This is a genomic window from Pseudomonas sp. GW821-FHT01E10 (assembly GCF_059422365.1).
In genome coordinates this window covers 348,448-374,623 of record NZ_JBWKWT010000003.1, presented here as the reverse complement: position 1 = coordinate 374,623, position 26,176 = coordinate 348,448, and the positions used below count along the sequence as shown (strand labels likewise).

The 26,176-nt window shown below is 60.2% G+C and carries 25 protein-coding genes and 1 pseudogene; 18 read left to right on the top strand and 8 right to left on the bottom strand.

Annotation, left to right across the window (positions count from 1 at the left end; all coding sequences use genetic code 11):
• The first annotated feature begins 157 nt into the window (after positions 1 to 157).
• The 11 genes from AC07V0_RS08270 to AC07V0_RS08220 all read left to right on the top strand — a co-directional run bounded on the left by AC07V0_RS08270 (position 158) and on the right by AC07V0_RS08220 (position 9,036).
• Positions 158 to 1,285, top strand: a complete 1,128-nt coding sequence (locus tag AC07V0_RS08270) for a branched-chain amino acid ABC transporter substrate-binding protein (RefSeq protein ID WP_019580926.1) — start codon at positions 158 to 160, stop codon at positions 1,283 to 1,285.
• 227 nt (positions 1,286 to 1,512) lie between these two features.
• A complete protein-coding gene (livH, locus tag AC07V0_RS08265; RefSeq protein WP_018926893.1) occupies positions 1,513 to 2,436 on the top strand; it encodes a high-affinity branched-chain amino acid ABC transporter permease LivH in 924 nt (307 codons plus the stop codon).
• Positions 2,433 to 3,689, top strand: coding sequence for a high-affinity branched-chain amino acid ABC transporter permease LivM (locus tag AC07V0_RS08260; RefSeq protein WP_064619898.1), 1,257 nt, complete (start codon positions 2,433 to 2,435; stop codon positions 3,687 to 3,689). The genes livH and AC07V0_RS08260 overlap by 4 nt, the downstream gene beginning before the upstream one ends.
• Entirely contained in the window at positions 3,686 to 4,453 is a 768-nt protein-coding gene (livG, locus tag AC07V0_RS08255) for a high-affinity branched-chain amino acid ABC transporter ATP-binding protein LivG (protein ID WP_018926895.1), read from the top strand. The genes AC07V0_RS08260 and livG overlap by 4 nt, the downstream gene beginning before the upstream one ends.
• A complete protein-coding gene (locus AC07V0_RS08250) occupies positions 4,454 to 5,155 on the top strand; it encodes an ABC transporter ATP-binding protein (protein WP_018926896.1) in 702 nt (233 codons plus the stop codon).
• A 214-nt stretch (positions 5,156 to 5,369) separates the two neighbouring features.
• The gene (locus tag AC07V0_RS08245) at positions 5,370 to 5,774 is read left to right on the top strand and encodes an antitoxin Xre-like helix-turn-helix domain-containing protein (RefSeq protein WP_019647893.1); all 405 of its coding nucleotides are present in this window, start codon (positions 5,370 to 5,372) and stop codon (positions 5,772 to 5,774) included.
• Positions 5,768 to 6,460 carry an RES family NAD+ phosphorylase gene (locus AC07V0_RS08240; RefSeq protein ID WP_086944794.1) on the top strand — a complete coding sequence of 231 codons (693 nt, stop codon included), beginning with the start codon at positions 5,768 to 5,770 and terminating at the stop codon, positions 6,458 to 6,460. The genes AC07V0_RS08245 and AC07V0_RS08240 overlap by 7 nt, the downstream gene beginning before the upstream one ends.
• A gap of 155 nt (positions 6,461 to 6,615) precedes the next feature.
• A complete protein-coding gene (locus AC07V0_RS08235) occupies positions 6,616 to 6,921 on the top strand; it encodes a BufA1 family periplasmic bufferin-type metallophore (protein WP_018926899.1) in 306 nt (101 codons plus the stop codon).
• Between the two features lie 26 nt (positions 6,922 to 6,947).
• Complete coding sequence (gene bufB / locus AC07V0_RS08230) at positions 6,948 to 7,802, top strand: MNIO family bufferin maturase (RefSeq protein ID WP_086944793.1); 855 nt, start codon at positions 6,948 to 6,950, stop codon at positions 7,800 to 7,802.
• Positions 7,799 to 8,560 (top strand): HvfC/BufC N-terminal domain-containing protein, encoded by a 762-nt coding sequence (locus AC07V0_RS08225; RefSeq protein WP_086944792.1) that lies wholly within the window; start codon positions 7,799 to 7,801, stop codon positions 8,558 to 8,560. Before bufB ends, AC07V0_RS08225 begins: the two co-directional genes overlap by 4 nt.
• The gene (locus AC07V0_RS08220; protein ID WP_086944791.1) at positions 8,557 to 9,036 is read left to right on the top strand and encodes a DoxX family protein; all 480 of its coding nucleotides are present in this window, start codon (positions 8,557 to 8,559) and stop codon (positions 9,034 to 9,036) included. Before AC07V0_RS08225 ends, AC07V0_RS08220 begins: the two co-directional genes overlap by 4 nt.
• A gap of 41 nt (positions 9,037 to 9,077) precedes the next feature.
• Here the strand turns inward: AC07V0_RS08220 and AC07V0_RS08215 are convergent, their stop codons facing one another.
• Positions 9,078 to 9,992, bottom strand: a complete 915-nt coding sequence (locus AC07V0_RS08215; RefSeq protein WP_019580939.1) for a LysR family transcriptional regulator — start codon at positions 9,990 to 9,992, stop codon at positions 9,078 to 9,080.
• A gap of 106 nt (positions 9,993 to 10,098) precedes the next feature.
• Between AC07V0_RS08215 and AC07V0_RS08210 the strand changes: the two genes are divergently transcribed.
• The 3 genes from AC07V0_RS08210 to AC07V0_RS08200 all read left to right on the top strand — a co-directional run bounded on the left by AC07V0_RS08210 (position 10,099) and on the right by AC07V0_RS08200 (position 13,166).
• On the top strand, positions 10,099 to 10,698 hold the full coding sequence (locus AC07V0_RS08210) for a short chain dehydrogenase (RefSeq protein ID WP_018926904.1): 600 nt from the start codon (positions 10,099 to 10,101) through the stop codon (positions 10,696 to 10,698).
• Positions 10,699 to 10,791: 93 nt separating this feature from the next.
• Positions 10,792 to 11,457: a COG3650 family protein gene (locus tag AC07V0_RS08205; RefSeq protein WP_086944790.1), complete on the top strand. Its 666-nt coding sequence runs from the start codon at positions 10,792 to 10,794 to the stop codon at positions 11,455 to 11,457.
• Between the two features lie 95 nt (positions 11,458 to 11,552).
• Positions 11,553 to 13,166, top strand: a complete 1,614-nt coding sequence (locus AC07V0_RS08200; RefSeq protein WP_018926906.1) for an NAD(P)/FAD-dependent oxidoreductase — start codon at positions 11,553 to 11,555, stop codon at positions 13,164 to 13,166.
• Positions 13,167 to 13,211: 45 nt separating this feature from the next.
• Here AC07V0_RS08200 and AC07V0_RS08195 read toward each other — a convergent pair whose 3' ends face one another.
• Complete coding sequence (locus AC07V0_RS08195) at positions 13,212 to 14,309, bottom strand: PLP-dependent cysteine synthase family protein (protein ID WP_173861174.1); 1,098 nt, start codon at positions 14,307 to 14,309, stop codon at positions 13,212 to 13,214.
• A gap of 247 nt (positions 14,310 to 14,556) precedes the next feature.
• Here AC07V0_RS08195 and nhaA point away from each other — a divergent pair, with 247 nt between their 5' ends.
• From nhaA to AC07V0_RS08180, 3 genes and pseudogenes are all read left to right on the top strand, one after another.
• Positions 14,557 to 15,744, top strand: coding sequence for a Na+/H+ antiporter NhaA (gene nhaA / locus AC07V0_RS08190; RefSeq protein WP_495019544.1), 1,188 nt, complete (start codon positions 14,557 to 14,559; stop codon positions 15,742 to 15,744).
• Positions 15,745 to 15,865: 121 nt separating this feature from the next.
• Positions 15,866 to 17,048, top strand: a pseudogene (locus tag AC07V0_RS08185) (S-type pyocin domain-containing protein).
• Positions 17,045 to 17,281, top strand: coding sequence for a DUF7683 domain-containing protein (locus AC07V0_RS08180; protein WP_018926910.1), 237 nt, complete (start codon positions 17,045 to 17,047; stop codon positions 17,279 to 17,281). Before AC07V0_RS08185 ends, AC07V0_RS08180 begins: the two are co-directional and overlap by 4 nt.
• A gap of 83 nt (positions 17,282 to 17,364) precedes the next feature.
• Here the strand turns inward: AC07V0_RS08180 and AC07V0_RS08175 are convergent, their stop codons facing one another.
• Positions 17,365 to 17,829 (bottom strand): outer membrane lipoprotein, encoded by a 465-nt coding sequence (locus tag AC07V0_RS08175; RefSeq protein ID WP_018926911.1) that lies wholly within the window; start codon positions 17,827 to 17,829, stop codon positions 17,365 to 17,367.
• Positions 17,830 to 17,997: 168 nt separating this feature from the next.
• Between AC07V0_RS08175 and AC07V0_RS08170 the strand changes: the two genes are divergently transcribed.
• A complete protein-coding gene (locus AC07V0_RS08170) occupies positions 17,998 to 18,234 on the top strand; it encodes a hypothetical protein (protein WP_064619929.1) in 237 nt (78 codons plus the stop codon).
• 5 nt (positions 18,235 to 18,239) lie between these two features.
• Here AC07V0_RS08170 and pdxH read toward each other — a convergent pair whose 3' ends face one another.
• From pdxH to dinG, 5 genes are all read right to left on the bottom strand, one after another.
• Positions 18,240 to 18,887, bottom strand: coding sequence for a pyridoxamine 5'-phosphate oxidase (pdxH, locus tag AC07V0_RS08165; protein WP_018926913.1), 648 nt, complete (start codon positions 18,885 to 18,887; stop codon positions 18,240 to 18,242).
• Between the two features lie 24 nt (positions 18,888 to 18,911).
• Entirely contained in the window at positions 18,912 to 19,904 is a 993-nt protein-coding gene (locus AC07V0_RS08160) for an OmpA family protein (protein WP_086944788.1), read from the bottom strand.
• A gap of 113 nt (positions 19,905 to 20,017) precedes the next feature.
• Positions 20,018 to 21,163 (bottom strand): serine hydrolase domain-containing protein, encoded by a 1,146-nt coding sequence (locus AC07V0_RS08155; protein ID WP_086944787.1) that lies wholly within the window; start codon positions 21,161 to 21,163, stop codon positions 20,018 to 20,020.
• Between the two features lie 264 nt (positions 21,164 to 21,427).
• Positions 21,428 to 23,932 carry a beta-galactosidase gene (locus AC07V0_RS08150; protein WP_086944786.1) on the bottom strand — a complete coding sequence of 835 codons (2,505 nt, stop codon included), beginning with the start codon at positions 23,930 to 23,932 and terminating at the stop codon, positions 21,428 to 21,430.
• Positions 23,933 to 24,028: 96 nt separating this feature from the next.
• Complete coding sequence (gene dinG / locus AC07V0_RS08145; RefSeq protein WP_007935913.1) at positions 24,029 to 26,173, bottom strand: ATP-dependent DNA helicase DinG; 2,145 nt, start codon at positions 26,171 to 26,173, stop codon at positions 24,029 to 24,031.
• Positions 26,174 to 26,176: the final 3 nt, after the last annotated feature.

Sequence of the window (26,176 nt, the reverse complement as noted above, 5' to 3'; positions counted from 1 at the left end):
CCCCCTGGCGCCAGCTTCCCAGGCTAACAATCGGCGCTCTACACTGTACCGGTACAGTTGCCGGGGGCATTTTCCGGAGGATATCGACGATATCTGACCCGGTTCTGCTGCTACGGCGCCAGGACTATAAAAACTACAACAGTAAGAGTGGAGCACTATGACTAAGGCTACTAAGCAGATTTCAAAACTGTTTGCCGCTATGGTTCTGGCCGGGGTTGCCAGCCATTCGTTCGCCGCCGACACCATCAAGATCGGCATCGCCGGCCCTAAAACCGGCCCGGTCACTCAATACGGCGACATGCAGTTCATCGGCGCCAAGATGGCCATCGAGCAGATCAACGCGAAGGGCGGCGTCGACGGCAAGATGCTCGAAGCCAAGGAATACGACGACGCGTGCGACCCTAAACAAGCCGTGGCCGTCGCCAACAAAGTGGTCAACGATGGTGTGAAATTCGTGGTCGGCCACCTGTGCTCCAGCTCCACCCAGCCAGCTTCGGACATCTACGAAGACGAAGGCGTGATCATGATCACCCCGGCCGCCACCAACCCGGACATCACCACCCGTGGTTACAAGCTGGTGTTCCGCACCATCGGCCTGGACAGCGCCCAGGGCCCTGCCGCCGGTAACTACATTGCCGATCACGTAAAACCGAAAATCGTTGCCGTGCTGCACGACAAACAGCAATACGGTGAAGGCATCGCCACCGCCGTGAAACAGACCCTTGAGAAGAAAGGCGTCAAGGTTGCCGTGTTCGAAGGCCTCAACGCCGGTGACAAGGACTTCTCCTCGATCATCCAGAAGCTCAAGCAAGCCAACGTCGACTTCGTCTACTACGGCGGCTACCACCCGGAGCTGGGCCTGATCCTGCGTCAGTCCCAGGAAAAAGGCCTGAAAGCCAAGTTCATGGGGCCTGAAGGCGTCGGCAACGACTCCATCTCGCAAATTGCCCAGAATGCTTCCGAAGGCCTGTTGGTCACCCTGCCGAAATCCTTCGACCAGGACCCAGCCAACAAAGCCCTGGTACAAGCCTTTGCCGACAAGAAGCAGGACCCAAGCGGTCCGTTCGTGTTCCCGGCCTACTCGGCTGTCGAAGTGATTGCCGAAGGTATCAAGGCTGCCAAGAGCGAAGACACCGCCAAGGTGGCTGAAGCCATTCACAAAGGCACCTTCAAGACCCCGACCGGTGATCTGTCGTTCGACAGCAAGGGCGACCTGAAAGACTTCAAATTCGTGGTCTATGAGTGGCACTTCGGCAAACCAAAAACCGAAGTTTCCCCTCAGTAAGCTAGCGCCATGATTAATAAAGCCCACTGCGCAAGCAGTGGGCTTTGTTTTACGAGATTAATGAGTCAGAGTCCCGCGATCCGGGAGTTGGCTTACCTGAAAATCTTAAAACCGTCACCAGCGGTTCGCTGGCAAACGCTCGTGCGAAGGTGGCCACAGACCACACAGCCCGGGCCGGAACATGACTCCACCAGTGAAATGCGTATCAGGTTTTTAGGAGCGCTGTAATGCCTGAGATCTATCACTTCTTCCAACAGCTGGTTAATGGGATGACCATTGGCAGCACCTATGCCCTTATAGCCATTGGCTACACAATGGTTTACGGCATTATTGGAATGATTAACTTCGCCCATGGCGAGGTCTACATGATCGGTTCCTACGTGGCCTTCATCGTCCTTGCCGGACTGGCCATGCTGGGTATCCATTCTCTGCCGTTGTTGATGACCGCCGCTTTCCTGGCGACCATCGTAGTGACCAGTGCCTACGGCTACAGTATCGAACGGATCGCCTACCGCCCTCTGCGGGGCAGTAACCGTCTGATCCCGCTGATCTCCGCCATCGGCATGTCGATCTTCCTGCAGAACTCCGTACTGCTCTCGCAGGACTCCAAGGACAAATCGATCCCTAACCTGATTCCGGGCAGCTTCAGCTTCGGTCCAGGCGGCGCACAGGAAGTGCTGATCTCCTACATGCAGATCCTGGTGTTCGTGGTGACCCTGGTGGTGATGCTCTGTCTCACCCAGTTCATCTCGCGTTCACGTCTGGGACGCGCCTGTCGGGCCTGTGCCGAAGACATCAAGATGGCCAACCTGCTGGGCATCAACACCAACAACATCATCGCCCTGACCTTCGTCATCGGTGCCGCCCTGGCGGCCGTGGCGGCAGTACTGTTGAGCATGCAGTACGGCGTGATCAACCCTAACGCCGGATTCCTGGTAGGCCTCAAAGCCTTTACCGCGGCGGTGCTGGGTGGCATCGGCAGCATTCCGGGCGCCATGCTCGGTGGTCTGGTGCTGGGGGTAGCCGAAGCATTCGGCGCCGATATATTCGGTGACCAGTACAAGGACGTGGTGGCTTTCGGCCTTCTGGTCCTGGTGCTGTTATTCCGGCCAACCGGCCTGCTGGGTCGTCCGGAGGTTGAGAAAGTATGACTAGGAATCTTAAACAGGCGCTGTTCAGCGCCCTGCTGGTATGGGCCGTGGCCTATCCGGTACTCGGCCTGAAACTGTCCATCGCCGGGATCAACCTCGAAGTGGAAGGCGCCAGCACCTCCACGCTGATCATCATCGCCACCTGCTCGGTGCTGATGTTCCTGCGTGTGCTGTTCGACCGCGAATACTCGGCGGCCATGAGCTCCGTGCCCAAGGGCAAACTGATCCCGGCCAGCGCGAGCCACTTCCTGACCCTGCCGACCACCCAGCGCTGGATCATCATGGCGTTGATCGTCGTGGCACTGGTCTGGCCGTTCTTCGGTTCACGCGGTGCGGTGGACATCGCCACGCTGATCCTGATCTACGTGCTGCTCGGCCTGGGCCTGAACATCGTGGTCGGTCTGGCCGGCCTGCTCGACCTCGGTTACGTCGGCTTCTACGCCGTGGGCGCCTACAGCTATGCGCTGCTGTCGCACTACTACGGGCTGAGCTTCTGGATCTGCCTGCCGATCGCCGGCCTGATGGCGGCCACATTCGGCTTCCTGCTCGGTTTCCCGGTGCTGCGCCTGCGCGGTGACTATCTGGCGATCGTGACCCTGGGCTTCGGTGAGATCATCCGTCTGTTCCTGCGTAACCTGACGGGCCTCACCGGCGGACCGAACGGCATCAGCAACATTCCCAAACCGTCGCTGTTCGGCCTGACCTTCGAAAGAACGGCCACCGAAGGCATGCAGACCTTCCACGAGTTCTTCGGCCTGACGTACAACCCGGTCAGCAAGGTGGTTTTCCTCTACCTGGTGGCGCTGTTGCTGGCACTGTTCGCGCTGTTCGTGATCAACCGCCTGCTGCGCATGCCGATCGGCCGTGCCTGGGAAGCCTTGCGCGAAGACGAAATCGCCTGCCGTGCCCTGGGCCTGAACCCGACCGTGATCAAGCTGTCGGCCTTCACCCTGGGTGCCTGCTTCGCTGGTTTCGCCGGTAGCTTCTTCGCCGCGCGCCAAGGGCTGGTCACGCCGGAGTCGTTCACCTTCATCGAGTCGGCCACCATCCTCGCCATCGTGGTGTTGGGCGGCATGGGCTCGCAGTTGGGCGTGGTTCTCGCGGCTGTCGTGATGATCCTGTTGCCCGAACTGATGCGTGACTTCAGCGAATACCGCATGTTGATGTTCGGCGCCTTGATGGTGCTGATGATGATCTGGCGTCCTCAAGGTCTGCTGCCCATGCAACGTCCTCACATGGAGCTGCGTAAATGAGCAGAGAGATCCTGAAAGTAGATGGCCTGAGCATGCGCTTCGGCGGCCTGTTGGCGGTCAACGGCGTAGCCTTGAGCGTCAAAGAGAAACAAGTGGTCTCGATGATCGGCCCCAACGGCGCCGGCAAGACCACTGTATTCAACTGCCTGACCGGGTTCTACAAACCCACCGCCGGCACTATCCAGCTCAACGGTGAAGCGATCGAAGGCCTGCCCGGCCACAAGATCGCCGGCAAAGGCGTGGTGCGGACGTTCCAGAACGTGCGGCTGTTCAAGGACATGACCGCCGTGGAAAACCTGCTGATTGCTCAGCACCGGCACCTGAACACCAACTTCCTGGCAGGCCTGTTCAAGACCCCGGCGTTTCGCCGCAGCGAACGCGAGGCGATGGAATACGCCGAGTTCTGGCTGGAAAAGGTCAACCTCAAGGAGTTCGCCAACCGCCCGGCCGGCACCCTGGCTTATGGTCAGCAGCGCCGCCTGGAAATCGCCCGCTGCATGATGACCCGTCCAAGCATCCTCATGCTCGACGAACCGGCCGCCGGCCTCAACCCGCGGGAAACCGACGACCTCAAGGCGCTGATCGGCACCCTGCGTGAAGAGCATAATGTGACGGTGCTATTGATCGAACACGACATGAAACTGGTCATGAGCATTTCCGACCATATCTTCGTGATCAACCAGGGCACACCGTTGGCCAACGGCACGCCGGAGCAGATCCGCGACAATCCTGAAGTGATCAAAGCCTACCTGGGGGAAGCGTAAATGCTGCAGTTCGAAAACGTTTCCACCTTCTACGGCAAGATCCAGGCGCTGCACAGCGTCAACGTCGAAGTCCGCCAGGGCGAGATCGTGACCCTGATCGGCGCCAACGGTGCCGGCAAGTCGACCCTGCTGATGACCCTCTGCGGTTCGCCGCAAGCCCACAGCGGCAGCATCCGCTACATGGGCGAAGAGCTCGTCGGCCAGGACTCGTCGCAGATCATGCGTAAAAGCATCGCCGTGGTTCCGGAAGGCCGTCGGGTGTTTGCCCGCCTGACCGTGGAAGAAAACCTCGCCATGGGCGGGTTCTTCACCGACAAGGGCGATTATCAGGAACAGATGGACAAGGTTCTGGGACTTTTCCCACGCCTGAAAGAACGCTTTGCCCAACGCGGCGGCACCATGTCCGGCGGCGAACAGCAAATGCTCGCCATCGGCCGCGCGCTGATGAGCAAGCCCAAGCTGCTGCTGCTTGACGAGCCATCGCTGGGCCTGGCACCGATCATCATCCAGCAGATCTTCGACATCATCGAACAACTGCGTAAGGACGGTGTGACGGTGTTCCTGGTGGAGCAGAACGCCAACCAGGCCCTGAAAATCGCCGACCGTGCCTACGTGCTGGAAAACGGCCGGGTGGTGATGAGCGGGACCGGTGAAGCGCTGTTGACCGACCCGAAAGTACGCGAAGCGTACCTCGGCGGTTAAGCCTTTGCGGTAAACAAAAAACGGCCTTCGGGCCGTTTTTTTGTGCCTGGCACAAACCTCACCGAAGGCCGCTCCTACGGGGCTGTGTATCTTTAGCACAACCTGAATGATAAAGAAGAAGCCCTGTCGGAGGAGCCCCGCCTCATAAACGTCATTGATCTATAGAGTCATCTTGCATATATTTGTGTCTACAGATAAACAAGAAGTGATCAACATGACAGCAACCTCCCAGGCACAAGGATTCACCAAAGACCAGTGCGTGACTGGTTTGCGAGCAGCTGTAGGCATACTCGAAAAGTGGCAGGCATCGGGCGATCAGGCCTGTCGTATCCTGCGCATTTCCCGCAGTACGTACTCACGGGCAAAGCAGCGCGATCCCGATTGGTCCGTAAACCTGGATTCAGACCAGATGCAGCGCATCAGTTTTATTCTCAACATCCATGCCGCTCTGCGTCTTGTCTTTGATAACCCTGAGAACGTCTATGGTTTTCCGACGATGGCGAACGAAAACGAGTTCTTCAACGGGCGTACCCCGCTCGAAATCATGTCCCAGGGGGATATGATTTCCTTGTACGAGACGTTTCGGCGGATCGACGTGCTGCGAGGCGCACAATGGTAATGGTGAGCCAGTTGCCAGTATTGGCCGGTGAGCAGTTGCAGGCCTACCGATTGATCAATTCAAAGTTTCCGCCCATTGCGTTGTTTGACGACGTGGCGGACGCGAACGAATTTGATGTTCTGTATCAGATACAGGCCCTCACAAATCCGAGGCTGCAAAATGAGGTAGGTCGGCTTGAGCTGATACCGCGTGCGGAAATTCCCTTTGGCATCCCTGGATGCTCTTATGCGACAGCCCCTTTCACCCACGTCAACCCAACTGGCTCGCGTTTCAGCGATGGCAGTTTCGGCGTGTTGTACTTGGCTGCCTCGATGGAAACTGCTCTGGCTGAGGTACAGCATCACCAAAATCAGTATTGGTCGAATGTCCAGAATCTCAATTACGAGAGGTTTGTTTTCCGGGGGTTATCCTGCACTTTCGTTGACGAAGCAATGAGGGATGCCGTATCCATTCCGATGCACGATCCTATCTACGATCCCGTCGACTACACGCACTCACATCGCTTGGGTAAGGCAGTCAAGGATGCAGGGAGCCTTGGCCTGCGATACAACTCCGTGCGTATGCATGGCAACTACTGCTGGGCGCTGATGACTCCCAGACCAGTCTCATCAGTCATTCAAACAGCCCACTACGAGATGATCTGGAACGGTCAGATCACTAGCGTTAATAAAATCAGCATTGCATGACTGTCTTATCGGCGCCTCCCACAGGGGATTGATGGTGTTTTGAGGATTTTTGAAAAAAATCTGCAGTCAGCTGTAACACCCCGCCCTGTCGTTTCTCTAGAGCGGTAAGCAAGCACAAACGCTTGCCATACCAAGCTCAATTTCGGAGAAACATCATGACTGCTACCACCCGCACCCTGTCCGCCACCGCCCTGGTTCTGGCACTTGGTTCTGCCCTGAGCATCGCCGCTGTCTCCACGGCCCATGCCGCTGACGCCAACATGGAAAAATGCTTCGGCGTGGCCATGAAAGGTCATAACGATTGCGCCGCTGGTGCTGGTACCACTTGCGCTGGCACCGCCAAAACCGACTACCAGGCCAACGCCTGGAAGCTCGTCCCCAAGGGCACCTGCGCCACCACAATGAGCAAGACCTCGCCAACCGGTTTCGGCCAGATGGAAGCCTACAAAGCCAAGTCGTAATCAGTCCCCCAGCCAGAGTGTCGACCATGAACCATTCATTCTCCGGGCTCCCGCCCCGCTCCGGGCTGGGGCTCAAGACCGAGCACTTTCGTGAAGTGCTCGGTGCACAACCGGACATCGGTTTCTTCGAAGTCCACGCCGAAAACTACATGGTGGCCGGCGGCCCGTTTCATCATTTTCTGGGATTGATCCGTAAGCAGTATCCGCTGTCGCTGCACGGTGTTGGCCTGTCCATCGGTGCCGAAGGTCCGCTGGATGGTCAGCACCTGCAAAGGCTGGCCGCGCTGATCGAGCGCTATCAACCCCACTCCTTTTCCGAACACCTGGCCTGGTCCAGCCATGGCCCGGTGTTTCTCAATGACCTGCTGCCCCTGGCCTACGATGCGCCGACGCTGAACCGTGTCTGCGAGCACATCGATCAGGTACAGAACACCCTCAAACGCCCGATGCTGCTGGAAAACCCGGCGACATACCTGGCGTTCCAGAACTCGACAATCGATGAAGCCGACTTCATCGGTGAAGTCATTCACCGCACCGGCTGCGGCCTGCTGCTGGACGTCAACAACGTTTACGTTTCCTGCACCAATCACCAAAAAGATCCGCTGGCCTACATCGACGCCCTGCCGCTGCACGCGGTGGGAGAGATTCATCTGGCGGGGTTTGCCGAAGACACCGACAGCCTTGGTGACCGACTACTGATCGACGATCACGGTGCGCCCGTCGATAACGCGGTGTGGGCGCTGTACTCGCAGGTGCTGGAGCGGGTCGGCCCGATCGCCACGTTGATCGAACGCGACAACCGGTTACCGGCCTTCAGTGTGTTGCACGCCGAAGCCCGTCATGCCGATGAGTTGCTGCACCGCGCAGGGAGCCGGCCATGAGCACTCAAGCCGCTTTTTCCGCCGCCCTGCTCGATCCGCAACGGCCCTGCCCCGAGGGCGTGTTCAGTGCCAACGGTGCCGATCCGGCCAGCCGTTTCGCGGTGTATCGCAACAATGTGCAGAGCTCGCTGATCAACGCCTTGGCCGACAGCTATCCGGTGGTTACGCAGTTGGTCGGTGATGAATTTTTCCGGGCGATGACAGGGTTGTATGTGCAAAGTTGCCCACCGCAAAGCCCGCTCATCAACGACTACGGCAAGGACTTCGCCGAGTTCATCGACAATTTTGAACCGGCAGCCAGCGTGCCTTATCTGGCCGATGTGGCGCGGCTGGAGCGCTTGCGCGTTCAGGCCTATCACGCCGCTGATGCGCAGCCTTTGGGCCATGAGCAAATCGCCGCCGTGCTGTCGGACCCACAGGCATTGAGCGAGCTGACGCTTGGGCTTCATCCCTCCCTCAATCTGCTGACTTCAGCCTTCGCCGTGGTCGCAATCTGGGCGGCGCATCAACAGGACGCGACGCTGGCCGGGATCGACCTCGGCCACGGGCAAAACGCGCTGGTGCTGCGTAACGAACTGGAGGTTGAGGTCTTCGCCATCGACCACGGCGCCAGAATCTTCATTCAGAACCTGCGACTCGGCCAGCCCCTGAGCCAAGCGCTGGAAAACGCGCCGGCCTTCGATCTCAGCCAAACCCTGGCGCTGCTGATCAGCCACAACGCCATCACTCATTTACACCACAACCAGGTATCGCCATGAACACAAACCCCATTACCCGCGCCATCACGCTGCTGGAAAAAATCCCCCACAGCCTGATCGCCTTTATCGCGCGTTTTTCCATTGCCGCGGTGTTCTGGAAGTCCGGGCAAACCAAGGTGGAAGGCCTGGCCATCGACTTGATCGACGGCACCGTTGAACTCGGTGTGCCAAGGCTGGCGGACTCGACCATTCCGTTATTCCAGAGCGAATATCACCTGCCGTTGCTCTCCCCGGAACTGGCGGCGCACCTGGCGGCCTTCGCCGAGCATTTCTTTCCGATACTGATCCTGATCGGCTTCGCCACGCGCTTTTCGGCCCTGGCGCTGCTGGGCATGACCCTGACCATTCAACTGTTCGTGTACCCCGATGCGTATCCGACCCACGGCACCTGGGCGGCGGTGTTGCTGTACTTGATGGCGACTGGACCTGGCAAGTTGTCGATCGATCACCTGCTTGCCCGGCGTTACGCCCGCTGATACCAACCTCAGAACTCCCATAAAGGTAGTGTGGTGAGACGTTATCGTTGAAGCCGATCCAACGCCTCACCACTGCGCTTGAACCAACCGATCAAATAGTCCGCCAGCACTTGGGTACGCTTCGGCAACCCGCCCTGATACGGATGCACCAGATACATCGGCATGCTGCGGGTCTGATAATCACGCAGGAGCCAGCGTAAACGTCCATCAGCCAATTCCTCTTGCAACAGATACGACGGCAAACGCGCAATGCCCGCACCGGTCAGTGCAGCTTTCTTCAAGAGGTTGTAATGGTTGCTGGCGAACGGACCTGACACACGCACCCGCGTTAATTCGTGCTGTTGGTGATAGAGCCATTCTTCGCGACCGCTGTAATGGCTGTTGAGCAGGCAGCGGTGTTCGGCCAGTGCCTGAGGCGTCAGCGGCTCACCGAATCGCTCAAGATACGCGGGGCTGGCACAGGTCATTTCGTGCCAGGCCAGCAACGGTCGGGCCACCAGACGTTCGTCGTTGGCCACTTCCGAGCGGATCGCCAGGTCGAAACCGTCCCGGGACAAGTCGCGGTAGTGGTTGTTGAGTTCCAGCTCGATCTGCACCTCGGGGTACTGCCGGGAAAATTCCAGCAGTGCGCCATCAAAGAACGTTTCCCCCAATGAAACCGGCACCGTCATCCGCACCGGGCCGGCCATGTCGTCTTTCAGCCGTGCCAATGCCTGACGCGCACGCTCCACCTGCACCACCAGCGCCTGGGCTTGCGGCAACAACGCCGCACCCGCCGCCGTCAGGCTCAAGCGACGTGTGGTGCGTTGCAGCAACACCACGCCAAAGCGCGTTTCCAGCAGGCTGATGCGCTTGGAGAGTTGCCCCTTGCTGCACCCCAGTTGCTGGGCGGCCAGGGTGAAACTGCCCGCCTCGATCAATACCGCGAACGCCGCCAGATCGTCCATTTCACTCATGGATTGTTTCCATTTGAAAACCAAAGGTTGCCCATTAGCACGCTTATTTATAAAAAAAACCACACTAGACTTAACTTTAAATCCAACCCACTTGAGGAACTGCACGATGAAAATTCTGTTGATTGGCGCCTCCGGCACCGTCGGTTCGGCCATTGACCATGAACTGTCCCAGCGCCACAAAATCGTCCGTATCGGCCGTAAAAGCGGTGATTTCCAGGTCGACATCAGTGACAGCGCCTCGATCCGCAAACTGTTCGAACAGACCGGCAACTTCGATGCACTGATCTGCGCCGCCGGCAGTGTCAACTTCGTGCCGCTGGCCACCATGACCGCACAAGACTTCGAACTCGGCTTGCGGGACAAGCTGATGGGCCAGGTCAACCTGCTGCTGATCGGCCGGGAATTCGCCAATGACGGTGCGTCTTTCACCTTCACCACCGGCATCCTCAGCCACGATCCGATTCGTACCGGCAGCTCCGCGTCCCTGGTCAACGGCGCCCTCGACGCCTTCGTCCGTGCGGCGGCGATCGAACTGCCACGCGGTCTGCGCATCAACTCGGTCAGCCCGAACGTGCTGGTCGAAGCCATGGGGAGCTATGCGCCGTACTTCCGTGGTTTCAAACCGGTTCCCGCCGCCGAGGTGGCGCTGGCCTACGCCAAAAGCGTGGAAGGCCTGCAGACCGGCCAGACCTACCGCGTCGGCTAAACCAGACTCGCACACAGGAAAGCGAGAACATCGCAGGGTTGTGATGAACGGTCAGGCTGAGTAACGTGGCGACACTTGTCTGGAGACTCAAAGATGCGTGTTGCCCGTTCCCTGGTACTTGTTGCCCTGCTTCCGTTGTTCGCCGCTTGCCAACTGCTCGATGGCCCACGGCAAAGTGCTTCCCATGTGGGCCAGACCCGCATGCAGGGCCAATTGACGGCGGCCGACGGCAAGCTGCTGTTCCAGCCGTGTAATGAGCAGCGCAGTTTCGTGGTCAATGACATCGCTGGCACCAGCATCCTGCAAGAGGCCGCGACCCTGGCCGATGATCAGGGCAAGCTGTTCGCCGATGTGCGCGGCCGGATCGTTGCCAGTGGTGCTGACAGCCAACTCGACCTTACGCAGCTGTACCGCGTCGAGCGCTCGGGCACGGCGTGCGACGATCCCAATTTCAAGCAGCTGATCCTGCGCGCCGCCGGCCATGGCCCGGAGTGGAACGTCAAGGTCAGTGGCAAGGGCATGATCGTCGACCGCGCTGGTCAGCCGCCCCTGGCCCTGCCGTACGTTGAAGAACAACTGGGCGATGGCCGCTTCAACCTCAGTACCGAAGCCAATAATCAGCGCATCGAGCTCTGGGTCGCGCCGCGACGTTGCGTCGACAGCAGCACCGGCAGCGTGCAGCACATGAGCGCCGAGTTGCGTATCGACGGCCAGGTGCAACGCGGCTGCGGGTATTTTGGCGGATCGCGTAACGACTGATCGTTTTAGCCTCACGGGAATCATCCTTTGAGGCTTATAATCGCGGGCTTCAAACGCCTTGGCGCAGTTGTGCGCCCCGCGAACCGGATCCCGCCATGTTACGAATCACCGAACTCAAGTTGCCGATCGACCATCCCGAAGAAGACCTGCGCCCTGCCATCGTGCAGCGCCTGGGCATCGCCAGTGATGACCTGCTCGACTTCACCTTGTTCAAGCGCAGCTACGATGCGCGCAAAAAGTCCTCCGAACTGTGTTTCATCTACACCATCGACCTCAACGTTCGCGATGAGGCGGCGGTGCTGCGCACGTTCGCCGATGACCGTAACGTCAACGTGGCGCCGGATGTCAGCTACAAAGTGGTCGGCCAGGCGCCGGCCGACCTGAGCCAGCGTCCGATCGTGGTCGGCTTCGGCCCGTGCGGGATCTTCGCCGGCCTGGTGCTGGCGCAGATGGGCTTCAAGCCGATCATCCTCGAACGCGGTACCGAAGTGCGCCAGCGCACCAAAGACACCTGGGGCCTGTGGCGTAAAAGTGTGCTCAACCCCGAATCCAACGTGCAATTCGGTGAAGGCGGCGCGGGAACGTTCTCCGACGGCAAGCTCTACAGCCAGATCAAAGACCCGAAATTCCTCGGTCGCAAGGTTCTGCATGAGTTCGTCAAGGCCGGTGCGCCGGAAGAAATCCTCTACGTCAGCAAGCCGCACATCGGGACGTTCCGTCTGACCGGTGTGGTGGAAAACATGCGTGAGCAGATTCGCGCCCTGGGCGGCGAAGTGCGCTTCCAGCAGCGGGTTACCGATGTGCTGATCGACGACGGCCAACTGGTGGGCGTCGAACTCCATGGCGGCGAACAGATCCATTCGAAGCACGTGATTCTGGCCCTCGGCCACAGCGCCCGGGACACCTTCCGCATGCTGCACGGCCGTGGTGTGTACATGGAAGCCAAGCCGTTCTCGGTGGGGTTCCGCATCGAACACCCGCAGTCGCTGATCGACCGCGCGCGCCTTGGCAAATACGCCGGCCACCCGAAACTCGGCGCTGCCGACTACAAACTGGTGCACCACGCCAAGAACGGTCGATCGGTCTACAGCTTCTGCATGTGCCCGGGCGGCACCGTAGTGGCGGCGACCTCCGAGCCGAACCGCGTGGTCACCAACGGCATGAGCCAATACTCGCGTAACGAGCGCAACGCCAACTCCGGGATCGTCGTCGGCATCACCCCGGAAGTCGATTATCCGGGCGGCCCACTGGCCGGCATCGAGTTGCAGGAACGCCTGGAATCCCACGCCTTTGTGCTGGGCGGCAGCAACTACGAAGCACCGGCGCAACTGGTCGGCGACTTCATTGCCGGCAAGCCGTCCACCGAATTGGGCAGCGTCGAGCCGTCCTACAAACCGGGCGTTGCCTTGGGTGATTTGGCCCTGGCCCTGCCGGCGTTCGCCATCGAAGCGATTCGCGAAGCCCTGCCAGCGTTCGAGAAGCAGATTCGTGGCTACTCGCTGCACGACGCCGTGTTGACCGGGATCGAGACGCGCACCTCTTCGCCGCTGCGCATTACCCGTAACGAGTCGATGCAGAGCCTGAACGTGAAGGGGTTGTTCCCGGCGGGTGAAGGCGCGGGTTATGCGGGCGGGATTCTGTCGGCGGGTGTCGACGGGATTCGGATTGCTGAAGCGGTTGCCCGGGATATCCTTGGCCTAGAAGCCTGACCCAGATGATCGTTCCCACGCAGAGCGTGGGAACGATCAAATATCTCAGATATTGGCGCGCAACACGCTGGCCGGCAGCGGCTCTCCGCGCTCAACGCTGGCCGCCACGGCATCCATCAGACCACTCAACTCATACCCCTGGGCCTTCAGCCAGGCCTGATCGTAATAGGTGTCGGCATAGCGCTCGCCGCCATCGCACAGAATCGCCACGATCGACCCCGACTCCCCCGCCGTCGCCATCTGCTGGGCCGCCATCAAGGCGCCGATCAGGTTGGTCCCGCTCGAACCACCCACCCGTCGCCCCAAACGTTGTGCCAGGTAATGCATGGCTGCCAGTGACAAGGCGTCCGGCACCTTGACCATCGCGTCGATGACTTTGGGCAGGAACGACGCCTCGACACGCGGCCGGCCAATACCTTCAATCCGTGACCCGTGATCGAGGCGCAGGCTGGCGTCGCCGGTCTTGTAGTAATCGAAAAACACCGAACGCTCGGCATCGGCGCACAGCACACGGGTGCAATGCTGGCGATAGCGCACGTAACGGCCCAGCGTCGCGGTGGTGCCGCCGGTGCCAGGGCTGGAAATCAGCCAGCTCGGTTCCGGGTGCTGCTCGAAGCGCATCTGATGGAAGATCGATTCGGCGATGTTGTTGTTCGCTCGCCAGTCGGTGGCGCGTTCGGCGTAGGTGAACTGGTCGATGAAATGCCCGTCGTGTTCGTGAGCCAGGCGTTCGGACTCAGCGTAAATCTGCGTCGGATCGTCCACCAGATGGCTCTTGCCACCGTAGAAAGCGATTTGCGCGATCTTTTCCTTGGACGTGCTCGCGGGCATCACCGCAATGAACGGCAAACCCAGCAGCCGGGCGAAGTACGCCTCGGAAATCGCGGTCGAACCGCTGGACGCTTCAATCACCGGCGCACCGGGCTTGAGCCAGCCGTTACACAGCGCATAGAGGAACAACGAGCGCGCCAGCCGATGTTTCAGGCTGCCGGTGGGATGGCTCGACTCATCCTTGAAGTACAACTCGATGCCCGGCAACCCCGGCAGCGGCAAGGGGATCAGGTGGGTATCAGCGCTGCGCTGGAAGTCGGCTTCGATGATCCGGATGGCTTCGCGGGCCCACTGTCGGTTGTCGCTCATGATGGTTTTCTCGTTGAATCAGGCAAGAGTCGGCCTTGTCGCAAGGCTCAGTCCACAAGCTTAGGAAAAAACCTACATCACGCACAGATACAGCTGGGGTTCAATACGTCCGGCAACTGCTAGGCTCAGGCCTTTGCTGACCGGACACGTTGTAACGGTATATAACAAAAAAGAATATAACTTTTGTTTTAACAACCAACGGTACGGGTTAGGGTGTGCCACCTTTTGAATTCATCGATGGAGAGCGACCTTGCCTCTGCGTAGCACGTTCACGCGTTTCTTTCAGTTGGAAGCTGCCAGCGGTCTGCTATTGATCGCCGCAGCTGTCCTGGCCCTGATCATCAACAACTCATCGATGTCGTGGCTCTATAACGGCCTGCTGGACACCCCCGTGGTGGCTCAGATCGGCGCGCTGAAAATCGCCAAGCCATTGCTACTGTGGATCAACGACGGCCTGATGGCCCTGTTCTTTCTGTTGATCGGCCTGGAAGTGAAGCGCGAAGTCCTCGACGGCCAACTGTCGAAACCGTCGCAGATCGTCCTGCCCGGCGCGGCCGCAATTGGCGGCATGGTGGTGCCGGCGCTGATCTACTGGTTCCTCAACCGCGATAACCCGTCCGCCCTGAGCGGCTGGGCCATCCCGACGGCTACCGACATTGCCTTCGCCCTTGGCGTGCTGGCCCTGCTGGGTAAACGCGTGCCAGTGTCGCTGAAACTGTTCCTGATGACCCTGGCGATCATCGATGACCTTGGCGCAATCATCATCATTGCGATCTTCTATTCCGGCGCTCTGTCGACCCTGTCCCTGGCGCTGGCCGCGGCCTGCATCGCGGCCTTGATCGGAATGAACCGACTTGGTGTGGTGAAACTCGGGCCGTACATGATCATCGGGCTGATCCTTTGGGTCTGCGTACTCAAGAGCGGCGTGCATGCGACGCTGGCGGGTGTGACCCTGGCCTTCTGCATTCCACTGCGCACGAAAAACGCCGAGCCTTCGCCGCTGCTGATCCTGGAGCATGCCCTGCATCCGTGGGTGGCCTACGGCATCCTGCCGCTGTTTGCCTTCGCCAACGCTGGCTTGTCCCTGAGCGGCGTGACCGTCGAAAGCTTCACCCATCATGTACCTATGGGCATCGCCGTCGGCCTGCTGTTGGGCAAGACCGTCGGTGTCTTCGGCCTGACCTGGCTGGCGGTAAAAATCGGCATCGCCGCCCTGCCCCAAGGCGCCAACTGGGGCCAGATTTTGGGGGTGGCGATCCTTTGCGGCATCGGCTTCACCATGAGCCTGTTCGTCGGTTCCCTGGCCTTCGTGCCGGGCGCCAGTGAATATGCCGGGATGGACCGCATGGGTATTCTGACCGGCTCGATCCTGGCGGCATTGATCGGTTATGCGGTGACGGCGGCGGCGAGCCGCAAGAGTGCTGCGCTGCCTTCCTGAACGATAGAGAACACTCTTAGCAACATTGAGGATTCGTCCTACAGTCACGATTAGCCACGTTCGTTAACGTCGCGCAGCCCCCTCTTTGGGGGTTGCCGATGGACGAGCGAAAGGACAATCAGTGGCTGGCCACAAGGACATCCCCCGGGTACAAAACCCACCGTCAGGTGACGGGGCATCACGTCACTCACCGATTCATGACGGCCACCGAATTGGCCGAGCGTGATGCCAGACAAAACGCCTACGACGCCATGCTCGCAAGGCAGCAGGCCTTCGAAGACAGCGTTCTGGTCCCGACGAAAAAAGACGACGTTGTCCGCGCGGGATGCGTGTTCGCCAAGTCCTGCAAACTGCCCGATGCAATCATCGACTACACGAATCCCTCCGGCGTTGTTCCGACCGACAGCCTGAAAGACTACGGCGAACTGGTTCTGCTCGGCGCTCGCGAGGCCGATGAAAGCGGTGTCGTGCCGCTGAAGAAAATCAGTGGTACGGCCATTCCGGTGGGTTTCGGCAGCTTCGCCCTGAGTGGCCCAGCGTTCGCCGCATTACCCGCCGTCGCAGTCAGCACCGCTGCGGCCACCCTGGCAGGTCTGGTGGCCCTGGTCATGCCGTCGAGCCTTGGCGACAGCTCGCTCTACACCGAAGACCAACTGCGATCCCTCAAACAGGCGCGCACTCGCGTGCGTCTGCGGGTAGAGCAACAGGCTGATGGCCGTCTCAAGGGATACGGTTTTTACACTGGCAAAAACCGCGATTGGGAAATGGTCGATGTCGTGCAGTTCACCTTGCGCGGCAGTCAGCAGGTGGCTGATCTCGGGGACGGCATTGAGCTGATCTGGACGCCGGCCGAGAACGGTTCAAGCACCCTCGGCATCCCCGCTTTGGAAGCTGCGCCACAAGCGCCGCACATCTGGGTTTACCCGCCGACGAAGGCGGCTGACAGCATCATCGTGAATCCGGTTTATCCGCCGGAGTACAAGGATTTCATTCTTGTGTTTCCGGCGGATTCGGGGGTGTTGCCGGTTTATATTGTGGTGAGTGTTGCGGACCACAAATATCATCCGGCGCCAAACGGGCTTACCGCTTTTCCTGATGCCACACCGGCAAAACAGAAGACTCGGGTCAAAGGTAGAGGCACCCGAATGCGCTGGAGAACGGCTGAAGGGCGAATTCTAGAATGGGATTATCAGCATGGAGCAGTAGAAATGTATGACAAACGAGGTCGCCATCTGGGTGAGTTTGACGCTGAAACAGGTAATCAAAACAAGCCGGCGGATCCGAAAAGAAGGATAGAACCGTGAACCACGTAATTTATGCTTTTGATAAAGAAACAGAAGCGCTGGTATTCGAAGTGCCTGTCCCGGCAGACGGCATTGCACAGCTGAGGGCGATAATGAGTTGGACTGAGGCTGAAGAAGAAATCTATGGCTATGACCTTGATTCCCAGCAGATAACAAAACTGGAAACATTAGTCGGTCGATCATTTTACGATCCACAATACGATTTTCAGCTCGGTTGTTATGCAAGCAAGTAAATGCTCTGGTTCAACTCCACAGCCCAAAAGAAAACCCCGACCAGCTCACCTGATCGGGGTTTTCTTTTACCCTACATTCCCGCTTAGTGCGAAACGCGGCTGGTCCCACCCACAGTGGAGATCCGCACACGCTCCCCCACACGGAACACTTCGTTTGGCTGAACTTCCTGCACGTAGGCGCGCATGCTGCCATCGTCTTCGCGCACGGTGATTTCGACGCCTTGAGTGCGGGTCAGGCCTTCTTCGGCAGCCGACCCCACCAGGCCACCCGCTACAGCGCCGATGACCGCTGCAACGATGCTGCCGCGACCACCGCCGACGGCGCTACCGCCGACGCCACCCACGACTGCGCCCGCAGCGCTGCCGATCGGGGTCTTGGTGCCTTCGATTTTCACCGGACGCAGGGATTCGATGGTGCCCATGCGAATCGTCTGCACGCGACGCGCTTCGTCACGGGAGTAGGAGTCACCGGTCAGGCTCGATTGGCAACCGGAGAGCAACATCGCCATCGTGGAAAAGGAAGCAACCAGCAAAACAGACTTACGCATAGCATCAAACTCCATAGGACAGGTATCCATTAAAACCCGCAGCTTGACGCCTGTCACGGCATCGCCCGGATAAAATTGGTTTCATTCAGGCCTGGTACAGGCACTTTGCGAACTCACCATACAGTAGCGTCACATTACGAAATCTGCGCCGCTGACCCAAGGAATATCATGGATTACTTCATCATTGTCGTCACGACCATCGCCGGTTTGTACTTCCATTGGTGGTTGTACGTGCGGATAAAACGCTGGGGGGACCGCGATCTGGCGTTGTCACTGGCGGGTAAAGACGAACAAAAAAGAGCCTTCATGCTCCAGCAACTGGCGAACGCTCAAGCGCAGAAGATCAAGCGTCGGGACCTGCCACAGTGGCTAGAGGCCGCTGCGGCAGGGTATCCCGATCGGTAGACCGTTTACGGGGCCAGGCGCTCACGCACCCAGTCAGCACCCTGCAAGCGGTAGTTGAGGCGATCGTGCAGACGGCTCGGACGGCCCTGCCAGAATTCGATGCGCTCCGGTAGCAAACGATAACCGCCCCAGTGTTCGGGGCAGTGCGGCTGGCTATCGCTGAAACGCTGCTCCGTGTCCTTGAGCAGCGCCTCCAGTTCGCCGCGATCGGCGATCACCCGGCTCTGGGGCGACGCCCAGGCACCGAGACGACTGCCCAGAGGGCGAACCTGGTAGTAGGCGTCGGACTCTTCAGGCGTGACCTTCACCACCCGCCCTTCGATGCGCACCTGGCGCTCCAGGGCCGGCCAGAAGAACGTCATGGCTGCAAATGGATTGGCTGCCAATTGCTGCCCCTTGTCGCTCTCGTAGTTGGTGAAGAAGGTGAAGCCCTGCTCGTCCAGGCCCTTGAGCAGCAGAATGCGGCAATGCGGCCGACCGTCCTGATCGACGGTGGCCAACGTCATGGCATTCGCCTCCACCGGTACCTGCTCGGTTTTCACCGCATCGGCAAACCACTGATGGAACAGTGCGAACGGCTCGGCCGGGGCTTGCGCCTCGGTCAAGCCATCTCGGGTGTAATCGCGACGCATATCTGCCAAGGGCCGGGTCATGGCGCATTCCTTTTGGTTAATGAATCACTGCTTTGTGGCATCGGTGGCGGTGGCGCTCTTCGAATCGACAGCGGTTTTAGCCGGTGCGGTCTTTTTCGCGGGTGCCTTTTTGGCTGGAGCCTTGGCGGCCGCTTTCTTGGCCGGTGCCTTTTTCTTCGACGAGGCAGCGGTTTTTTTCGCAGCCGGTTCCGGGGTCACAGGCTTGGCCACTGGCTTGACGTCTTGCGCGACGACTTTGGTTACCGGTGCCGGAGCCGGCATATTGTACTTGCTCAGCAGCGCGGCCATGGTGTCTTGCGGCGTCAACAACAGCTCGACGCGACGGTTCAAGGCGCGACCTTCAGCACTGTCGTTGGCGGCGCGCGGTGCGTCACCGCCCATGCCGCGCAACATCAGGCGATCACGCTGCAGACCGCTGAGACGGAAGATCGCTGCCACCGCCTGGGCGCGTTCCTGGCTCAGTTTCACGTTGGCCGGTGCGGCACCCGACGTATCACTGTGGCCGAGTACCAGCACGGCAGTCTTTGGATCGGCTTCGAGGATTTTCGCGACACGGGTGAACGGAGCGAGGGTCACCGGCAGCAGCATGGCCGGGCGGTCCGGGTTGAACGAGCCTTCCACCGGAGCCGTGACGACCAGCACATTTTCACGGCGCTCGAGTTGCAGGTTGCTGCCCTTGACCGCCTCGCGCAGGCGCGGCTCATAGTCGTCAAGCCAGGCTTGGGTGATTTTCGGATCGGGCATCGGCACGGCTGCTTTGGCAGTGCTGGTGCTCTGCTCCTTACCGCCGAACGGCCACCACCATTTGCCTCCGGCATCGGCTTCAGCCTTGGCGACGGGTACTGCGGCAGCAGGTTTCAGGGGTGCCGGGGACGGGGCGGGTTCTTTAGTCGCGACCTTGTCGGATGAACCGAACGGCCACCAACTGCTGCCACCTGCGGCATCATTTTGTGGGGTTTGTGCACAACCGGTGATAGCGAAGCACAGGGCCAGGGCGAGGGTTTTATTGGACGACATTGGGTATCCACAAAATGAGGTAATGAAAAGTCAGCCGGGGCGCCCCCGGCTAAACAGACGCTTTGAAACCACAAAGGCTTTCGGGTTCCAGCCCTGGCCCCCTTAAGCGTGATTTACAGACAAGTGGCCAGTACTCGCACAAGCTTTTGCGCTCGTGGATCCATCAAGACGTACGGCCCCAGCGTATTTGTCACAAAACCGAAGGCCACATCATGTTCCGGATCAGCAAAACCGATGGAGCCGCCAGCACCCGGGTGACCGAACGCCCGTGGGCCGAGGCCGTAGGTGGCGTTGGGTACGTCCGGTTGATCGAGCATGCAACCCAGACCGAAGCGGGTCCGGGTCAATAAAGTCTTGTCTTCGCCAACGCTGTGTTCGCGGGTCAGCTCGTCGAGCATTTCGCTTTCCAGCAGGCTGCCATCGAGCAGTCCTGCGTAGAAACCGGCCAGGCTGCGGGCGTTGCCGTGGCCATTGGCGGCCGGCTGCTGCATGCGCCGCCATTCCGGTTTGTTGGTGCTGGTCATGATCGACGGCGGGTTGGTGAAGGCCCGAGTGGTCATGGCCGTCGGTTCGCGCATGGTCACCTGCAGCAAGCGCTGGGCCGCGACATCGCCGACGTTGCCCTTGCTGCGGGCGATGTGCGCCACGCGATGGAACTCTGAATCGGCCAGGCCGACGTGGAAATCCAGCCCCAAGGGCTTGGCAACCCGCGCCACGATGGACTCGCCCGGCCCACGACCGTCGGCGCGCCGCAGCAATTCACCGATCAGCCAGCCATAGGTGATTGCCGCATAACCGTGACCTTGGCCCGGCGTCCACCAGGGTGCTTCGGCGGCCAAAGCATTGACCATGGTCTGCCAGTCGTAAAGTGCCTCAGGAGGCAGCAACTCGCGCAAGGCCGGCAGACCCGCCTGATGGCAGAGCAAGTGGCGCAGCGTCACGGATTCTTTACCGGCGGCGGCAAATTCGGGCCAGTAGCGGGCGACCGGGGCATCGAGTTGCAGCTTGCCTTCAGCCACCAATTGCAGCGCCGTCACGGCGGTGAAGGTTTTGGTGCAGGAGAACAGGTTGGCGATGGTATCGCTGTGCCAAGCCTCATGGCCGTCCTTGTCGGCGGTACCGGCCCAAAGGTCGAGGACGGTTTCACCACCGATCCGGATGCACAACGCCGCGCCGCGTTCCTGAGGATCGTCGAACAGCGCTGCAAACGCTTCACGCACCGCTTCGAACTTAAGCTCGTAATGACCCTGAATCTGCACCCGCAACTCTCCCGGATAAACGCTCTACAAAGTGGCCCGCATTGTTCCAGCCCTTGAGGGATTTGGAACAGGATCGGGTCGGATGGTCGCCCGGTTATGGAAATGCCGCAGACATCAACGATGCGATCCCCGTGACGAGGGGGGCTTGCCCCCGTTCGACTGCGAAGCGGTCGCAAAAACCTGTATTTGCGGTGCATCTGTAGGCATGGGGGCCGCTTCGCGGCCCAACGGGGGCAAGCCCCCTCGCCACAGGTGTATCAGGAATCAATGGCCATTGCCCGAATGCCCACCCGCATGCCCTGCGCCCTTGCCCGGGCCTTTGCCTGCCTCGCCCTTCCTGCCACCCTCGACATCGTGACTGGCTTTTTCCGCCTCAGCGCTGGCCTTCTCCGCCTCTTTGCCAAGCTGATCGATGATCTGCACATTGCTTTTACGCACACTGTCGACAAAGCCCTGGAACGGCAAATCAGTAATGCCCACCAGACCGAAGTGCCCGTTCTCGCCATCCAGCAGACGACCGGTCACCGGCTGGTCGAGGTACTGGAACCAGTGCACCCCGACAATCGACGGTTCGCTCATTGCCTGTTTGAGGAAGTGAGCGTAAGCCGTGCCGCGGTCTTCCTCCTTCGCCAATTGCGTCACGCCACCCCAGAACGGGCCCCGATCTGCCGAGCCGAAGTTGAATTCGGTGATCAGCACCGGTTTGTCCAGACTGCGCAGTTTGGCGAAGTCGTAACCGTCCTGGGGTTGCAGGGTGTACATGTTGAAGCTCAACACGTCGCAGTATTGTGCACAGGACTCGACTGCCTCCGGGGAACTGACGGCAAAGCGACCACCCAGCAACAACTGGTTCGGCGCGTGCCATTTGAGCGAATCGGAAACGGTCTTGAAGTAGGTGTCGGCGAAGACCTTCTGGAAGTATTTGAAGTCGGCTTCGATTTCCGGGTGTTCGGCGCTCGGCTCCGGCGGCACGAAGCCTGGGTCTTCCATCAACTCCCAGGCAGGCAGATCAATGCCCCAGGCTTTCGACAACCCCGCCTGGTTGCGGTACTTGTCGCGCAGTTGCTTGAGGAAGGCGCGTTTGGCCGGCACGTCGGTGGTCATTTTCAAGGTGCCGTAGGCCAGCGCATAGCGGGCCTTCGGGTCATCGCCGGGACCGGCCCAGGCCAGTTCGTTGTCGGCGAAGTAACCGATCAGCCACGGATCGTCGCGATGGTCGCGAGCGGCGATGGCCACGGCGCGTTCGGTGGCCATGGCGAAACGCGGATCGAACGGGTCAGGCATGCCGCCCCACCAATCGGTGCCAGTGCTGATGCTGGCGTAATCGCCGACGATCGATAGCGGCAAGGTGTACGGCACACGGTCAGCGTTACCCAACACCGGTGCGCTCCAGTTGCCGAGGGTGTTGAACCCCCAGGCTTGCAGGCGATCGAGGGTATGACTGGCCCAGCGTTGTTCGTCGACAGTTACTTTGCAGGGTTCGGCGGCCGCCTTTTCGACCGTCGCTTCAACAGCCCCGGTCTTGGCCGCCTCGGCAACACCGGCTCCAGACTCGGTAGGCGCAGGCGCGGCTGATTGCTCGGCGGCCTTTTCAGCCGTCGCCTCTACCGCCTCGGCCTTGGCTGCTTCGGCAACACCAGCCTTAATGTCTCCGCCCGGTGCGCAAGGTTTGCCGTACAGCCGCTGCAGGTTGGCGCCATAAAAATCGTACCAACGACCGGCGTTGTAGGCTCGGCCCTGATCAACACCGTTGCCGCCACGGTTATCGCCTTCGCCATAGTGACTGGCCAAGGGTTCGTCGGGTTTAGGCAGGGACTCGAACATCCACTCGCGCCCGGCGACGTAGGTCTGGTTGACGCTCGGGGTCACGGTGTTGACGCCGAGGGAATAGAACGGATGCCCTTCCGGAGTCACCAGGTACCAGCGGCCATCACGCTTTTCGGTGCGGAAAAAGCCGCTGGCCTTGAACTCTGGGCCTTTGTTCAAGCCGCCGAACTTGTCCAGAGGCGCCTTCTCGCGCTCCGCCAGCCAGGTTTTCAGTTGTTGCTGCTCTTTGCCAGCGGCGGATTTCAGTTGTTCGTCGCTGCTGATCTTCTCCGGCCATTTGGCCCGGGTCGATTGACCGTAAGCGTCCACCAGGCCGCCATAAGCGGCTTTGGTCACGGCCTCGCCGTCCTGCACGCCGAAGCGCTCGAGCAGAATGCTTTGGGCGACTTTCGGCTGATCCATCGACAAGGTCACCGACACCACCTGGCTACGGTCCAGCTCACCGGTACTGCTGGCCAGCAATACACGCTGCCCTTCGAAATTGATCGGCATCGGCGGGCCGGCTTTCATGCCCTGGCTCAGCGGTGAACTCGGCTGCAGCGGTACCAGTAAGGTCTGCGCCGGGCCGGCCGGCAGATCGACACGGCTGACCAGAGTCTTGCCGTCGTTACTCTGGATTTTCACGTACAAGGTCACGGCCCAGTTCATCGCGCTCTGGATCCGCAGGCTCATGACGCCCGACTGCGACCAGTCCCAGGCACCGGTCTGCGGTGTCAGGCGCAAGGTCGGCTGGGCAGCCGGGTTGAAGGTCACGCGACGCAACACTTCACCTTCGGCCGTTTGCTCCGCATTGGATTGCGGCAGGCTGGCGTCCTGGGTCGCCACCTGAACCACGTCGGCGGGACGCACAAAGTTGAACAGCGTCTGCTGGCCGGCGGGGGCCGCCAGCAAAGGGGCTGCGAACATCAAGGCAAAAACGGCGGGCAACGAACGGCGAATCATAAGAACGTGGTTCTCCCTAACGACCATCAATGGGCCAGTGGAAAGGCAGTGGCAGTGAGGTAGACAACGCGGTGGGCAAATTTGCCCACCGGCGCATCAGGAAATTTCACGACGAAATGGCGGCAACGCATTGAGAATAGCTTTGCCGTAGCGCTGTGTGACCAAACGACGGTCAAGCAAGGTGATGGTGCCGCGGTCTTCTTCGGTTCGCAGCAGGCGACCGCAGGCCTGGACCAGTTTCAACGAGGCGTCCGGTACGGAGATTTCCATGAACGGATTGCCGCCACGGGCTTCGATCCACTCAGCCAGCGCGGCTTCGACCGGATCGTCGGGCACCGAGAACGGGATCTTGGCGATCACCACGTGCTCGCAGTAGGCACCGGGCAAATCCACGCCTTCGGCAAAGCTCGCCAGGCCGAACAGCACGCTGGAATCCCCGCCATCGACCCGCGCCTTGTGCTTGTTCAGGGTTTCCTGCTTCGACAGGTTGCCTTGAATGAACACTTGCTTGCGCCAGTCGCGATCCAGCCCGTCGAACACGTCCTGCATCTGTTTGCGCGAGGAGAACAGCACCAGGGTGCCACGGGAGCCCTCGACCAGTTCCGGCAAGTCGCGAATGATCGCCGCCGTATGGGCCGGTGCATCGCGCGGGTCGGCTTTCAGGTCCGGCACCCGTAATACGCCGGCATCGGCATGATGGAACGGGCTCGGGACCACGGCGGTCACGGCGGTTTTCGGCAGGCCGGCGCGCATGCGGAAACGGTCGAAGGTGCCGAGAGCGGTCAGGGTCGCCGAGGTCACCAGCGCCCCGTAAGCCACGTTCCACAAGTTGCGCCGGAGCATTTCCGCCGCGAGGATCGGGCTGGCATTGACCTCGATGTCGAACAACGAACCGCTTTCGGCCAGCGTCAGCCAACGGGCCATGGGCGGGTTATCTTCCGGGTCTTCGACGGTGAAGGCGGTCCACAACTCCCAGTTTCCCGAAGAGCGCGACAGCAGGCTACCGAACAGCGGATACCACTCTTCGGCCTGGTTGCTGGCGATGCCAATGTTGACCTCGCCGTCCATGCCTTCCTTGAGCAGTTCGGTAAGCCGGGTGAACAGGTCGGTCAGTCGGGCAAAGCCCTTCTTCAACTCGATGCCCATCTCACGCATATGTTCGGGAATCACCCCGCCGACGAAACGGTGACGCGGCCGCTCGCGACCTTCGACGTCTTCGCCGGGCTTGAAGTCGGCGACTTGCTCACAGGCACTGAACATGAACTGCTGCTGGGTCTTGATTTCCCGGGCCAGTTCCGGCACCTGTTCGATCAACTTGCCCAGATCCCCCGGCAGCGGGTGTTGGGCGAGCAATTTGGTGAGGTTCTTGGCGGTGGTCTCCAGCCAGTCGGCGGTGGAGCGCAAGCGTGTGTAATGGGCGAAGTGGCCGATGGCCTTGTCCGGCAGGTGATGACCTTCGTCGAACACGTAGATTGTGTCGCGCGGGTCCGGCAGAACCGCGCCGCCGCCCAGGGCCAGGTCGGCCAGGACCATGTCGTGGTTGGTGACGATCACGTCGACCTTGCCCATGCCTTCGCGGGCCTTGTAGAAGGCGCACTGGCCGAAGTTGGGGCAATGGCGGTTGGTGCACTGGCTGTGATCGGTGGTCAGGCGCGCCCAGTCGGCGTCTTCGAGCGCGGTGGACCAACTGTCGCGGTCGCCGTCCCACTTATTGCCGGCAAGTTTCTCGATCATGCTGGTGAACAGCTTCTGACTGGCCTCATCGACCTCGATCTTGAAGCCTTCTTCTTCGAACAGCTGTGCGGTAGCGGTTTGCGCGTGACCTTCCTGGAGCAACATGTCGAGCTTGGACAGGCACATGTAGCGCCCCCGCCCCTTGGCCAGGGCGAAGCTGAAATTCAGCCCGCTATTGCGCATCAGGTCGGGCAAATCCTTGTAGACGATCTGTTCTTGCAGGGCCACGGTGGCCGTGGCGATCACCAGACGCTTGCCAGCGGCCTTGGCGGCGGGGATCGCTGCCAGGCTGTAGGCCACGGTTTTGCCGGTACCGGTGCCGGCTTCCACCGCGACAATCGCGGGGTCGCCACTGCGCCGGCCTTCGTCGTCGGTGTCGATGTCACCGAGGACTTTGGCGATTTCGGCGATCATCAGGCGTTGGCCGTAGCGTGGCTTGAGGCTCTTGGCTTCGAGAAAACGCGAGTAGGCGCCCTGGATCGTGGTTTTGAGTTCAGTGCTGATCATTGA

Excerpts from the sequence above, each read along its gene's own strand:
- AC07V0_RS08270 (WP_019580926.1), top strand. The coding sequence starts at position 158 with ATGACTAAGGCTACTAAGCAGATTTCAAAACTGTTTGCCGCTATGGTT.
- AC07V0_RS08245 (WP_019647893.1), top strand. The coding sequence starts at position 5,370 with ATGACAGCAACCTCCCAGGCACAAGGATTCACCAAAGACCAGTGCGTG.
- AC07V0_RS08260 (WP_064619898.1), top strand. The coding sequence starts at position 2,433 with ATGACTAGGAATCTTAAACAGGCGCTGTTCAGCGCCCTGCTGGTATGG.
- bufB (WP_086944793.1), top strand. The coding sequence starts at position 6,948 with ATGAACCATTCATTCTCCGGGCTCCCGCCCCGCTCCGGGCTGGGGCTC.
- AC07V0_RS08225 (WP_086944792.1), top strand. The coding sequence starts at position 7,799 with ATGAGCACTCAAGCCGCTTTTTCCGCCGCCCTGCTCGATCCGCAACGG.
- AC07V0_RS08250 (WP_018926896.1), top strand. The coding sequence starts at position 4,454 with ATGCTGCAGTTCGAAAACGTTTCCACCTTCTACGGCAAGATCCAGGCG.
- AC07V0_RS08240 (WP_086944794.1), top strand. The coding sequence starts at position 5,768 with ATGGTAATGGTGAGCCAGTTGCCAGTATTGGCCGGTGAGCAGTTGCAG.
- AC07V0_RS08205 (WP_086944790.1), top strand. The coding sequence starts at position 10,792 with ATGCGTGTTGCCCGTTCCCTGGTACTTGTTGCCCTGCTTCCGTTGTTC.
- dinG (WP_007935913.1), bottom strand. The coding sequence starts at position 26,173 with ATGATCAGCACTGAACTCAAAACCACGATCCAGGGCGCCTACTCGCGT.
- AC07V0_RS08220 (WP_086944791.1), top strand. The coding sequence starts at position 8,557 with ATGAACACAAACCCCATTACCCGCGCCATCACGCTGCTGGAAAAAATC.
- AC07V0_RS08235 (WP_018926899.1), top strand. The coding sequence starts at position 6,616 with ATGACTGCTACCACCCGCACCCTGTCCGCCACCGCCCTGGTTCTGGCA.
- pdxH (WP_018926913.1), bottom strand. The coding sequence starts at position 18,887 with ATGACCCGGCCCTTGGCAGATATGCGTCGCGATTACACCCGAGATGGC.
- AC07V0_RS08170 (WP_064619929.1), top strand. The coding sequence starts at position 17,998 with ATGGATTACTTCATCATTGTCGTCACGACCATCGCCGGTTTGTACTTC.
- AC07V0_RS08200 (WP_018926906.1), top strand. The coding sequence starts at position 11,553 with ATGTTACGAATCACCGAACTCAAGTTGCCGATCGACCATCCCGAAGAA.
- AC07V0_RS08160 (WP_086944788.1), bottom strand. The coding sequence starts at position 19,904 with ATGTCGTCCAATAAAACCCTCGCCCTGGCCCTGTGCTTCGCTATCACC.
- AC07V0_RS08210 (WP_018926904.1), top strand. The coding sequence starts at position 10,099 with ATGAAAATTCTGTTGATTGGCGCCTCCGGCACCGTCGGTTCGGCCATT.
- AC07V0_RS08215 (WP_019580939.1), bottom strand. The coding sequence starts at position 9,992 with ATGAGTGAAATGGACGATCTGGCGGCGTTCGCGGTATTGATCGAGGCG.
- AC07V0_RS08175 (WP_018926911.1), bottom strand. The coding sequence starts at position 17,829 with ATGCGTAAGTCTGTTTTGCTGGTTGCTTCCTTTTCCACGATGGCGATG.
- AC07V0_RS08150 (WP_086944786.1), bottom strand. The coding sequence starts at position 23,932 with ATGATTCGCCGTTCGTTGCCCGCCGTTTTTGCCTTGATGTTCGCAGCC.
- livH (WP_018926893.1), top strand. The coding sequence starts at position 1,513 with ATGCCTGAGATCTATCACTTCTTCCAACAGCTGGTTAATGGGATGACC.
- livG (WP_018926895.1), top strand. The coding sequence starts at position 3,686 with ATGAGCAGAGAGATCCTGAAAGTAGATGGCCTGAGCATGCGCTTCGGC.